This is a genomic window from Anaerolineae bacterium (genome assembly GCA_016931895.1).
GTDB lineage: Bacteria > Chloroflexota > Anaerolineae > 4572-78 > J111 > JAFGNV01.
Map to the genome: position 1 here is coordinate 1 of JAFGDY010000308.1, position 11833 is coordinate 11833.

Consider the following 11833-nt stretch of genomic DNA (forward strand, 5'->3'; position numbering starts at 1 on the left):
ACTGTTTTTGCTCATCAAGAGCATTGCCGCGTCGAGCAAACCTCGACAAAAAAAGAGGCTTTTAGTATAATTAACTCTGTAGAACAAGTTGTCGGCCTGTTCTAGCGTTACAACTTTGATGATATAAACCTTGTCACTGCGCGATTGGAGTGATAATTATGGTGGCTACGACCGGAAACTTAAAACAAATCCGCACCAGTTCTTCAGATTCCCCCCAGTCATCTTCCAGCACAACCGGCTTGATCAATCTGGAAGTGCCTACAATTCAACGGTTTAAGGGCATTGTTGACCTTATTGCGCCGCCGCCTTCGCTGGAAGAGTTGGATATTAACCAGGGCATGGTGGTAGATATTCTGCTGCGCCTGGCCTACAACGAGGGAGAGGTGGGGGCCACCCACGCCGAGGAAGTGGTCAAATTACCCTATCGTTTAATTGATGATTTGTTGGCCTGGATGCAGCAAGAGCATTTATTGGAAGTATCCAAGGCGGTGGGTAGTTTGGGACGGCGAGGTTATGTTTACAACTTAACCGATGCGGGCCGGGCCAGAGCCAAAGAGGCTTTTGAACGAACCCAGTATGTTGGGCCGGCCCCCGTGCCCCTGGAGAAGTATACCAAGTCGGTTTTATTTCAGGCCACCCAACACAAGTTGAGCCGGAGCGAAGTGCAACGGGCCTTGAGCCACCTCATCTTGCCCGGTGATTTTGACCGCAAAATTGGCCCGGCCGTAAACGCCGGCACCTCTATTTTTTTGTATGGCCCGCCCGGTAACGGCAAAACAACCATTGCCGAGGCCATTGCCAGATTATTGGGCGGCACCGACCCGGTTTGGATACCTTACGCGGTGACGGTGGGCGGGGCCATTATCCAAATTTATGATAGCCTCATCCACAAACACAATAAGGAAGACCGGGGCGGCGCCGACAAACGTTGGGGGTTATTCAACCGGCCGGCGGTAATGGTGGGCGGCGAATTAACCATGGAACACCTGGAGTTACGTTATGAGCCGGTGGCCAAATTTTACGAAGGCCCCCTGCAAATGAAGGCCAATACCGGCATGTTCCTGATTGACGACTTTGGCCGCCAGCAGATCAGCCCCTCCCAGTTGTTAAACCGTTGGATTGTGCCCCTGGAAACAGAAATAGACTTTATGCGGCTGACCTCCGGGCAAACCTTTGAGATTCCCTTTAAACAGTTGTTGGTCTTTAGCACCAACTTGGACCCCGATGATTTGGTTGACGGGGCGTTCTTGCGCCGGATTCAGCTCAAGGTGGGGGTGTTTGGCCCGGACGAAAAGATGTTTTACCAGATATTTGCCAATCAGTCCCAGGCGCTTGGTTTTCCTAGTGTGGATAAAGCCTCTTTCCTCTATCTCCTCAACGAGTGGTATCGTAACACGGGCAAACCGTTGCAATCCGTGCATCCCCGCGACATTTTGAAGGCGGTGAAGGTTTTGTGCGAGTATGCCGGTGAACCGCTGCACATGACGCCCAAACTCATTCAAGAAGCCTGTGAAGGTTATTTTGTCAAGGCCAAAGACGGCCGGATTTTGTAACAGCGGACGACGAAGGACCAACGACGAACGACGAAAGACCGTTGTTGCTGCCGATTATCAAGTTGGTGTTTGGTCACTCGTCGTTGGTCATTGGTCGTTTGTCGTTGGTCGTTTTTTATGCCGGTGATGGCCGATAGCCGCGCTCAAATGAGCGCCAAAGAGCAGAACCAGGCTGCCAAAGTAGATTGAGAGCATCAAAACTACCGGCGTGGCTAACGAGCCATAAACCAGATCATACCTGGCCAGGCCGCTGCCCAAATACCAGGTAAATATGGATTTGGTGGTCTCTCCGGCTGTGGCCGCCACCAGCGCGCCCACAATTGCTTCTAACCAACCCACTTTGGTATTGGGTATCCAGCGATATAGTCCCAAACACATCACAAACATAAAAAACCAGGGCACTAACCGGGAGGCTAAGGCCCAGGAATAGGTTTCATACAGCAAAACCTCGCCCCAGAGTGGGCCGGTCATATCAATGTGGGGTAAAAGCCTGAAAATGGTGGTTGATATGAGGGATAACATTAATAGGCCGGCCAAAATTGCCACCATGGTCAGGCCCATGAGTCGCCTGAGTAAAAAATTGTGCGGCCTGGCGCTGTGCCAGGCTTTATTTATGTTGCGGGTTAAAATGGTAAAAACACTGGAGGCGGCCCAAAGCAGGCCGATAACGGCCACGGTCCCCATTGCGCCTCGCCGGGCCAATATCTCTTTAATATTTTGCGCCACTAACTCTTTAGCCGGCGGGAGGGCGGTTGCGGTTATTTCCACTATTTGCTGCGCTACCTGGTCGCTCTCTAAAACGGAACTGGCCAGAGTGACCAAAAATAGTAAAAGTGGAAATAAGGAAAAGAGGGCATAATAAGCAATACTGGCCGCCGCTTCGGCGGCGTTGGCCTGGCCAAAGGTATGGTAGGTGTGAACCAAAATAGCCAAAGTGCCCCGGCTCAAATCATTGGCCTGTTGATAGCCTGTTTTGAACTTTATTTTTAGATTCTCGGTGGAGGTATAATTGGACATATAGATTATTTACTAAGCTGGACCATTTCTTTTACGCCCCCAATCAGCTTTTGCCATTGCCCTTCATCAATAATAAATTTGAATATTTTTTTGCGTTTGTCTACATGCACCAAACGATTGGCCTTTTTATCTTCTGCGGCCCGCCGGTAAACCGCCATCAACTTTTTGGCCTGGCTTATAATGTCAAAACTTTGCGCTTTTTTTCGGGTGGCTTCTTTGAATTGTTGATACAGGTCTTTATTGTCAATAACCTGGCAGATGGCCTGGGCCAGGGCCTGGCTGTGGTTATCGGTCAACAAACCTTCCCGGCCATGGGTAATGACATCGCGGGTGCCGGTAGCGCCAACGGCTACTACCGGCAGGTTGGCGGCAATAGCCTCCATTGTCACCAGCCCCTGGGTTTCGGTGATTGAGGCAAAACAAAATAGGTCGGCTGCCTTAAGATAACGGGGCACGTCGGCAAAAGGGATTAAGCCGATAAATTCAACCCGGTCAACAATGCCTAAATCTTGAGCCATTTTTTTAAGATTCTTTTTCTCTTCACCCTGGCCAATAATTACCAGGCGCACATTTTTTCTCTGTTGCATCACCTGGCCGGCTGCGGCCAGCAAGGTTTCCCAATTTTTTTCTTTGGCCAGCCGTCCCACCGAAATAAGCACCTGTTCTTGTCCCCAACCTCGTTCTTGCCGGATGGCCTGGCCGTCGGCTTGTTGATACGGTTGCAGGTCTATGCCGGTGGGGATGGTGGTTACTTGTTCTCTCACCCCGTATTCATCGGCCAGTATCTTTTTGATGCTGTTACTGGGGGCCACAATGTGGTGGCATTGCTGCATATAATCACCCACCCAGCGATCAATGGCTTTTTTAACAAATTCCTGATTTAACGAGATGTAGTGACTGTATTCACGATAGCGGGTGTGGAAGGTGAAAACCAGGGGTAAGTTCAATTCCTGGGCTTTGCCCACCGCCGTGCGGCCCAGTAAAAAGGGATGGTGGCTGTGGATGACATCCAGTTTGAGCGTAGGCAACAGTTTGTCTACAAAGGGTGAAATGGGGATGGTGAGTGGAAAATTGTGGGTCATGGGCAGGTCAATGGCCGGATACCGAAAAATAAAAGGTTCGGGATCATCATAATCGCCGGTGTGTTGGGCAAAAACAAAAACATTATGTCCCAATTCGGTTAGGGCTTGTCGAAACACACTCACCGAACGCACCACCCCACTGATAACGGGATGGTAAGTGTTGACAAAATGAGCAATGTGCCACCGTTCAGACATAATGGGTGATCTTTCTCACGCTGGCCAGGGCGCGTTGGTAAACGTGATAGGCATAAACAACCATCCCGGCGCTCCAGGTGAGAGGCGCTTCAGAGGTGTACCAAAACGTAGAGAGGTGATGACCGGTAGGCGCATAAACTTCATGCACGGCGCCATCTCTGGCAATTACTTTAGAGATGCGGTGGAGCAAGATTTCGGCTTCGGTCATGCGCCGCATGCGGGCCAGGGCTATCACGTGCCACGCGCCCAACCAGAGCCAGGCGGCCTGGGTATGGTAATGGGGAATCCCCCCCAGCCGATTTTCGATGGCAATGAATTCGTTGGGATAGGGGCGATGCACCACCTGGGTGGGCACAGGATTGGCCATATTAAACTCGTTCATTTTGTCCAGGATAGAGTGAGCTTGTTGAGGGGTGGTCATTTCCCAGGCCACGGCCAATAAGTTGCCGCCGCTGCTCAAATTGTCAAAAATCTGGCTGGTCACGTAATACCCCAAATCGTCTCGCCAAAAATATTCGTTGATGGATTTTTTCAGGTATTGGGCCTTGGCCGCAAAATAGTATTGGTCTTCAAAATATTCATAAATCGCGGCAGATTCGGCCAGGGTTTGCAAGGCTTTCCAGTAAAGAACATTGGTGTATAAAATGCGGCCGGCCCGGGCAACGCTGTCGGCCCAATCGGCAAAAGCTTTTTGATGAAGCAGGCCGTCGGCTTCAAGCGCATGTTTTTCTAACCAATTAATTGCTTGTTTGAGGGCCTGCCAGTAAGTTTGGGCAAAATGACGGTCGCCGGAGCGAAGGGTATAATTTAACGCGGCCACCACCAGCAGGGCATTGCCATCTAACGAGACGGTATTGTGGGCGGTGATGTATTTGGGCCTGATGGGAGCGGTGGTAGGTTGTTCTCGTTTGAGGAGGGAATGAAGATAACGGTCAATCACGCCGGTGGAATGAACCTTAACCGGAAATTGTCCAGATGGCCGTTGGTTTAACAAAAAAACCTCCAATCCTTCTCTGGTTACCTGAAATTCATTCAACTCGATCAGGCCAAAACTGGCAAAACCAAAATCGCGCGCCCAGGGTTCTCTGAAGTTGCGCAGGCCGGCGCAGAGTACAAACTTTTCCTGGCCGTTGGGCAAACGGCGTTTTTCGATGCCGGCAAACAAATTGGCCGAGGCAATGCGCCGAGCCTTTGTTTGCAGACTTTGGTGGCTTTCTGTGTCCGGCGGCATCTGCGCCGGTGAGAGGCGGGGCTGGCGCAAAAGTCGGTGCCCGTAGCCAAATACTTTCCAAAACAGAAACCCGGCCATTGTCACCAGAACGGACCATAGGCTGACAATAAGCCAGTGCAGGCTCTTTGGGCGTTGTTGGGTAAGTGTTGCTAAATCAGGTTTGTGTTTCAATAGTAATACGTTCCTGAACGGTAATAGTTGCTAATCATCAAATCGGCGGCGGCCAATGAGCTGCATAAATTCGGCCCGAGTTTTGGGGTCTTTTTCAAAGCCCCCGGAGATGGCGCTGGTCACCATCAGGGCATTGGCTTTTTTTACGCCGCGCATCATGCTGCACATGTGAGCGCCCTCCACCACCACGGCAACCCCGTAAGGGCGCAACGCCTGGTCAATGAAATCGGCAATTTGCTGGGTCATCCGTTCTTGCACCTGTAGCCGCCGGGCAAACATCTCCACCACCCGCGGGATTTTGCTCAAGCCTAATACTTTGCCCCGGGGCATGTAGGCCACGTGCGCCCGGCCAAAAAACGGCAACAAATGGTGCTCGCACAGGCTGTAAAAGTCAATATCCTTAACAATAACCATTTCCCGATAATCCACGTCAAACAAGGCGTTGTTGATGAGGGTGATGGGATCAACATGGTAGCCGCTCAGCAGTTCGTCGTACATCCGGGCAATACGTTCCGGGGTGCGCTGCAACCCCTGGCGGTGGGGGTCTTCGCCGATATTCTTCAGGATGATGGCGACGGCTTCTTCAATGGCTTTGTGCCGGTTTGTTTTGTTATTGGGGTCGGTTTGGAAAAGGTCGTTGGAAGAAGTCTGATCCATTATTCTTTCCTTTTTCGATCAACCGTAACCCCCACCGAGCGCGCAAAGCGCACGGCGCCCGGTTTTTCCACCGTTACCACGGCCCGCTCAACGCGCGGGTCGGCCAGGCATATCGTCACAATCTCCAGGGCCATTTTTTCAACCAGAAAGAATTGTGAATGTTCCACCAAATCAATGATTTGTTTGGTGAGAGTACGGTAATTAACGGTATCCTTTATTTTATCCGAGGCTGCGGCCGTGTGGTCTGTGTAAAGGGTGATATTGATGAGGACATCTTGTTTGTTGCGCCGTTCTTCTTCATTGATGCCAATGATGGTGCGTAAAAGCAGGTCTTTGATGTGAATTTTATCCGTAGCCATAGGCGTTTCTTTCTGATTTTTGAGTCTGTTGTTGAATCAAGTTTACCTCTTGTTGGGTGTACGTCAAGTTTTTCAAGTTGCGCCAATTAAAAAAGAGGAGCGTGGTTTGAAATTACGCTCCTCTTTTTTACGTTTCTGCCTGAACTGCGGGTATCACTTTAAGCCGGAGAAATAGCGCATAATCGCCGTATCGTAGGCGGCAGTGTGCGTGAAGGCTTTGAGGCATAATTCCGCGCGGCGCTGAGACGAAACGGCGCCATTAGCCTGCAATTCTTCGACCACAGCATGATAGTCGGCCGGATCGCAAATCACCGCGACCCGGGTAAAATTTTTGGCCGCAGCTCGCAGCAGCGTTACGCCGCCAATGTCAATGTTCTCGACTGCTTCATTGAGCGTTACTCCCGGTTTGGCTATGGTCTGTTGAAATGGATACAGGTTGCAAACGACTATGTCAATGAGGCGGATGCCGTATTTTTTTAATTCGGCCCGGTCCGCCTCGGTATCGCGGGCCAGAATACCGCCGTGAACGGTGGGGTGCAGGGTTTTCACCCGCCCGTCCAACATTTCCGGGGCTTTGGTCAGCTCCGCCACTTCGGTAACGGCCAGGCCGGCCTGGCTTAACGCCCTGACCGTGCCCCCGCTGGCCACCAATTCCCAGCCCAACTCGGCCAGGACGCGGGCAAAGTCTACCAGCCCGCTTTTATCGGCAACAGAAAGTAAAGCAATTGGCATTTTTGGTCTCCGTTTTGTAAAAGTTTGGTTGATGTAGGACTTGCGCACGTTCCAGAGGTGACAGTCACTTGCCAAGTGACTGTCACCTCTCAATTGTGTAAGCCCTATGATGACTAAGCCGGTTTACCCACTTATTCTTTGAAAATTTGCGCGTCAACCACCACTTCAACCTCGGTAAAACCCAGGGAGAAGAGGAAATTTTCAAAATAGAGTTGGCCGTATTCGTTGGCCTTGGTCAAGATGCCGTTCTCTAACGCGGCCTGTTCAATGGCTGCCTGGGCTTGGGCCAGGGCCGCCCCTGTCAGATTGGGATCGTTTTGATCCAGAATCAAGGTGTTTTCGTAAAAAACTATATGGGTGCGGTCAAAATCAATATTGCTGTTCAAAATTTCCGGGGCGGGCAGCACCAGCCGCACGCGGGCGCCGTCGGTCCACAAATCTGCTTCATCCAGTTTTTCCAGGTCAAAACCGGCTTGCACGTTGCCGTAAACCAGCATCAGCAAGCGTTCTTTGGCGCCCAGAAATTCATCGAGCCAACCCTCGGCGGCGTTTTCGTTATAAATTTCGGCCACACTGTTAAACTCCACCGTGGCCAATTCGGCCTTGGCCTTGATGCCCTGGATGGTAATGACCGGAGGCGGCAGGGGCGTGTTGGTTGGCGTGGGGGGGAGGGAGGTGGGTCGGGCCGCCACATTGGTCAAGGTGAGACGGCCTACCAGAAACGTAATCAGGCCGATGCCTACCAAGGCAACCACGGCCACGCCCAGCCAGATCAGATATTGTCGTTGAGCCTGGTTCATAATCCACTTTCACCTTTTTCTACTTCGATGGTAATGTCGGTAAAACCAAGCGAGCGCAAGAGGTTCTCCATTTGGACGCGCCCGTATTTTTCGGCGCTTTCATAAATATTGCGTTGGATGGCCCAATCAAGCAGGGCTTGCTCGGCCACCAGCCTGGCCCGGCTTTCCAGGGTTGCATCCGGTTTGACCAGCAGGCCCGTTTTACGCTCATAAACGTAGGTGCGTTCATTGTCAATCCGGCTGTAAAGGATTTCAGGGGGGGGCAGGGTTATTTTTACCGAGGCGCCGTTGACCACAATGTCGGCTTCGTCAACTTTATCCAGGTCAAAACCGGCCACCACTTCTCCTTCGGCCACCAGCATCAATTTGTCGCTGCCTACAATTTGTTCCCAGAGATTGCCGGGATCGTTTTGTAAATCAACCACGGTTTGCATGGCAAATTCGGTGGTTTCCAGGCGGCCCAGGGCATTAACGTGGGTGATAACGACAATGGGGGTAGGGGTAGGGGTAGGCGTATTTGTAGGGGTGGGGGTAAGCGTAGGGGTATTTGTGGGGGTAGGCGTGGGGCCGATGGTGGGGGTCGAAGTGGGGGTGGGTGTGGGGGTGTTGGTAATAAGCGGCGGGGGTTGAACAGGCGTAGGTGTTGTTTTTTCCGGGGCCATAGCCGCAGGGGTGATGCCGGCCGGAATGGGCATGGCCCGGGTTTGCCGACCTAATAGAAAGGCAATCATACCCACCATAATGGCCAGGCCCACAAAGAGTAGAACCAGGAATGTGACGAGGATGTTCTTTCGCATAGCCAATTAATAATTAAGAAAAACCCTATCGTTAGATTTGGGGTGACACTAAACGTAATTGCTTACCTGCATGTCATTTCAAGGCGTAGGCCGAGAAATCCCTATGGCGTGACAATTTGGGAATTTCCCCCTTCGGTCGAAATGACATGGGTGAACAGTTATACTTAAACTAATCGGTTAAATGAGTATTTTATGCACAACACGCGCAAACCAGCCGGGATCAAAATTCTCTTTAAAAATTGTCACAGATGAACTATTTGTTTGCCCGTTTTGGCAAAGGGCCTGGCGTAAAATAAGGGTGGTGTCTCTATTTTTACAACTGGCCAGCACGATCAGGGGTAAACAATGACCTAATTGTACCACATTTTTAATCCATTGTCTGGTTGAGCCATTTTCCATAACCGGCATCTCGCCGGGATGCGGCACGCCGACAATGGCCAGGCCACTGGTCTCTATAACTTCTTGTTCGGATTCAACCACAGCGTGACGTTCAATCACCACGCCGCCAAGTTGGATAACGTGGTTGGCAATGATTTTGCGCCAATGGCTGTCGGGGTCAATGACCAGGGCTTGCCAACTGGGTTTGGGGCGCAGCGATACGCCCCATGCTGCCAATTCTTTTTCTAACGCAACAATGGCGTCGCGTTCGGCGATCAGGGCGTTATGAATGGCCAGCGGCAGATCCAGGCCATGCCGGGCCGCCTGCAACTCCAAATGACTCAAATTGCGCCGGTGTTGGGTTAATAATTTCTGTTTTTGTTCAATTTCAGCTTGGTCAATAGGTAGCTTCATTACTGTCACCGATCAACAATTTTAAAAATGTTAAAAACCTTTAACATTGTACTCAAAATTGCGTTTTTTGCCAAGCTTGCCTGCTTTATTTTTTATACAGGGTAGCAAGGTAACAGGTAGCAAGGTAACAAATTCATCCGCGTGTTACTTAATGCTACGCTGTTACTTTGTTACCCTGTTATACGTTCCACCGCAAACATTTCTTCACGTTTTGGGCCAACCGAGACGTATTTTAGCGGCGCTCCAATTAATTCCTCGATTCGTTTGAGATAACGTTGCGCTGCTTCCGGCAGATCAGCCCAGGACCGGGCGGCGCGGGTTGAATTTTTGGGCCAGCCGGGCCAGGTTTCATAAATTGGTTCAACCGTTTCGTAGATGGGGGTATCGGGCACGTGGGTGATAACTTGGCCGCCGGGCAGGCGGTAGGCGGTGCAAATTTTCAATTCGGGCAGGCCGTCCAACACGTCCAACTTGGTGGCGGCCAGGTGGGTGAAGCCGTTGAGATAAGCCACGTGATTCAAGGCCACTGCGTCAAACCAGCCGCAGCGGCGAGGCCGCCCGGTGGTGGCTCCATACTCCTGACCGTATTCGCGTAGCCATTGAGCTATTTCACTATCACCCTGATCCGTAGGCACAGGCCCGGCTCCAACAGCCGTAGTATATACTTTGACCACTCCAATGACCTCGGTAACGGCCTGCGGCGGCAGGCCCGCGCCTACCGGGGCAAAGGTGGCGGTGGGGTTGGAGGAGGTGACGTAAGGGTAGATGCCCCAATCCAGATCGCGCATGGCGGCCAGTTGCCCTTCTAAAAGAATATGGGCGTTTTGTTGGTAAGCCTGGCGAATGGGCGGCAGGGGGTCAATCAAACGAGGCCCAATTTTATCGCGCCAGGCCAGGCACTGGGCAAAGAGTTGGCCTGCCTCAATTGGCTCGTGCCCAAAATGGACCAACTCCCGGTTAGCAAAGGTCAAAGCCTGCTCCAACCTAAGTTCCAACCATTCCGGCCGTAACAGGTCGCCCAAACGCAGGCCGCGCCGGGCGCTTTTATCGCTATAGGCCGGGCCAATGCCCCGGTTGGTGGTGCCAATGGCCCCGCTGCCGGAGGCCGATTCTTGCAAACCATCGAGCAGACGGTGGTAGGGCATGAGCATTTGGGCCCGTTCCGAGAGGTAGAGGTTGTTCGTGTCCACTCCGGCGTTCTCTAAAGTTTCCAGCTCTTCAATGAGCGTGGCCGGGTTGACCACGCAGCCTGTGCCGACCAGGCATTTGGTTTGAGGGTAAAAAATCCCGGAGGGGATGAGGTGCAGTTTAAACTCGCCATACTCGTTCACTACGGTATGGCCGGCGTTGTCGCCGCCCTGGAAACGGATGACCCAATCCATTTCTCCGGCCAGGGCGTCTACCAGGCGACCCTTGCCCTCGTCGCCCCACTGCGCGCCAACAATGGCGATTACGGTCATTGAGAAGTCTCCTTTGTTATATCAGGTCACGCATGGCATATTGCTTAAACGTATTGAATAATAAATAATGGCGGTCGGGCGGTTGTTTCTCGCCTTTCGTCTCGTTTCGCGACTTTCGTGGGCCAAACCCGGCCTTGCCTACTGCCCCAGTTGTTTTTTAAGTTGGTCAATCAGTTTTAGCGTTTCTTCCTGGTTTGAGGCGTTGGGAACTAGTTCAAGATACCGTTCATAATCGGCGATGGCTTTTTCCAGGTCACCGGAGTCTTTGTAAGCAAGCCCCCGATTGTAGTAGGCAATGGCGTTGTCCGGCTGGAGTTGAATAGCTTTGTTGAAGTCGGCGATGGCTTTTTCCAGGCCGCCGGCCTCGGCGTAAGCAATCCCCCGATCATTGTAGGCAACTGCGTAGTTTGGCTTGAGTTCAATGACTTGGGTATAGTCGGCGATGGCTTTTTCCAGGTCGCCTGAGGCGGAGTAGGCATTCCCCCGTCCGATGTAGGCTTCTGCGAAGTCCAGTTTGAGTTGAATGGCCTGGGTGTAGTCGGCGATAGCTTTTTCCAGGCCGCCGGAGGCAGAGTAACCATTTCCCCGATTGTAGTAGGCATTTGCCAAATCCGGCTTGAGTTGAATGGCCTGGGTGTAGTCGGCGAAAGCTTTTTTTAGGTCGCCAGAGGCGGAATAAGCAATCCCCCGATTGGTATAGGCTTCTGCGTAGTCCGGCTTGAGTTGAATGGCCTGTGTGAAGTCGGCGATGGCTTTTTCCAGGTCGCCGGAGGCGGAGTAAGCATTTCCCCGATTGTAGTAGGCTCCTGCCTCATTCGGTTTGAGTTCAATGACTTTATTGTAATCAGCGATAGCCTGTTTCAGGTTGCCAGAGATTTTGTAAGCAATTCCCCGATTACCGTAGGCTTCTGCGTAATCCGGCTTGAGTTGAATGGCCTGGGTGTAGTCGGCGATGGCTTTTTTTAGGTTGCCAGAGGCGGAGTAAGC

Annotated in this window: 12 protein-coding genes; 1 reads left to right on the forward strand and 11 read right to left on the reverse strand. The window is 51.9% G+C overall.

Annotated features, from left to right (window positions below):
- Positions 1-158 precede the first annotated feature (158 nt).
- On the forward strand, positions 159-1553 hold the full coding sequence (locus tag JW953_23620) for an AAA family ATPase (GenBank protein MBN1995697.1): 1395 nt from the start codon (positions 159-161) through the stop codon (positions 1551-1553).
- An 87-nt stretch (positions 1554-1640) separates the two neighbouring features.
- On the opposite strand, the gene JW953_23625 is transcribed toward JW953_23620, so the two are convergent.
- The 11 genes from JW953_23625 to JW953_23675 form a co-directional block, all read right to left on the reverse strand.
- Complete coding sequence (locus tag JW953_23625) at positions 1641-2570, reverse strand: YihY/virulence factor BrkB family protein (GenBank protein MBN1995698.1); 930 nt, start codon at positions 2568-2570, stop codon at positions 1641-1643.
- Between the two features lie 5 nt (positions 2571-2575).
- Positions 2576-3847, reverse strand: a complete 1272-nt coding sequence (locus JW953_23630; GenBank protein MBN1995699.1) for a glycosyltransferase — start codon at positions 3845-3847, stop codon at positions 2576-2578.
- A complete protein-coding gene (locus JW953_23635; GenBank protein ID MBN1995700.1) occupies positions 3840-5249 on the reverse strand; it encodes a hypothetical protein in 1410 nt (469 codons plus the stop codon). Before JW953_23635 ends, JW953_23630 begins: the two co-directional genes overlap by 8 nt.
- Before the next feature lie 30 nt (positions 5250-5279).
- Positions 5280-5906, reverse strand: coding sequence for a GTP cyclohydrolase I FolE (folE, locus tag JW953_23640; protein MBN1995701.1), 627 nt, complete (start codon positions 5904-5906; stop codon positions 5280-5282).
- A complete protein-coding gene (gene folB, locus JW953_23645) occupies positions 5906-6265 on the reverse strand; it encodes a dihydroneopterin aldolase (GenBank protein MBN1995702.1) in 360 nt (119 codons plus the stop codon). The genes folE and folB overlap by 1 nt, the downstream gene beginning before the upstream one ends.
- A 153-nt stretch (positions 6266-6418) precedes the next feature.
- Entirely contained in the window at positions 6419-6997 is a 579-nt protein-coding gene (locus JW953_23650) for a hypothetical protein (GenBank protein MBN1995703.1), read from the reverse strand.
- 131 nt (positions 6998-7128) lie between these two features.
- Positions 7129-7797 (reverse strand): DUF4230 domain-containing protein, encoded by a 669-nt coding sequence (locus JW953_23655; protein MBN1995704.1) that lies wholly within the window; start codon positions 7795-7797, stop codon positions 7129-7131.
- Entirely contained in the window at positions 7794-8594 is an 801-nt protein-coding gene (locus tag JW953_23660) for a DUF4230 domain-containing protein (protein ID MBN1995705.1), read from the reverse strand. Before JW953_23660 ends, JW953_23655 begins: the two co-directional genes overlap by 4 nt.
- A 177-nt stretch (positions 8595-8771) precedes the next feature.
- A complete protein-coding gene (locus JW953_23665) occupies positions 8772-9386 on the reverse strand; it encodes a hypothetical protein (protein ID MBN1995706.1) in 615 nt (204 codons plus the stop codon).
- 170 nt (positions 9387-9556) lie between these two features.
- Complete coding sequence (locus JW953_23670) at positions 9557-10846, reverse strand: adenylosuccinate synthase (GenBank protein ID MBN1995707.1); 1290 nt, start codon at positions 10844-10846, stop codon at positions 9557-9559.
- A 138-nt stretch (positions 10847-10984) separates the two neighbouring features.
- Positions 10985-11833: tetratricopeptide repeat protein (locus JW953_23675; GenBank protein MBN1995708.1), on the reverse strand; the 849-nt coding region annotated here is incomplete at its 5' end.

Excerpts from the sequence above, each read along its gene's own strand:
- JW953_23655 (MBN1995704.1), bottom strand. The coding sequence starts at position 7,797 with ATGAACCAGGCTCAACGACAATATCTGATCTGGCTGGGCGTGGCCGTG.
- JW953_23665 (MBN1995706.1), bottom strand. The coding sequence starts at position 9,386 with ATGAAGCTACCTATTGACCAAGCTGAAATTGAACAAAAACAGAAATTA.
- JW953_23650 (MBN1995703.1), bottom strand. The coding sequence starts at position 6,997 with ATGCCAATTGCTTTACTTTCTGTTGCCGATAAAAGCGGGCTGGTAGAC.
- JW953_23620 (MBN1995697.1), top strand. The coding sequence starts at position 159 with ATGGTGGCTACGACCGGAAACTTAAAACAAATCCGCACCAGTTCTTCA.
- folE (MBN1995701.1), bottom strand. The coding sequence starts at position 5,906 with ATGGATCAGACTTCTTCCAACGACCTTTTCCAAACCGACCCCAATAAC.
- JW953_23625 (MBN1995698.1), bottom strand. The coding sequence starts at position 2,570 with ATGTCCAATTATACCTCCACCGAGAATCTAAAAATAAAGTTCAAAACA.
- JW953_23660 (MBN1995705.1), bottom strand. The coding sequence starts at position 8,594 with ATGCGAAAGAACATCCTCGTCACATTCCTGGTTCTACTCTTTGTGGGC.
- JW953_23630 (MBN1995699.1), bottom strand. The coding sequence starts at position 3,847 with ATGTCTGAACGGTGGCACATTGCTCATTTTGTCAACACTTACCATCCC.
- folB (MBN1995702.1), bottom strand. The coding sequence starts at position 6,265 with ATGGCTACGGATAAAATTCACATCAAAGACCTGCTTTTACGCACCATC.
- JW953_23670 (MBN1995707.1), bottom strand. The coding sequence starts at position 10,846 with ATGACCGTAATCGCCATTGTTGGCGCGCAGTGGGGCGACGAGGGCAAG.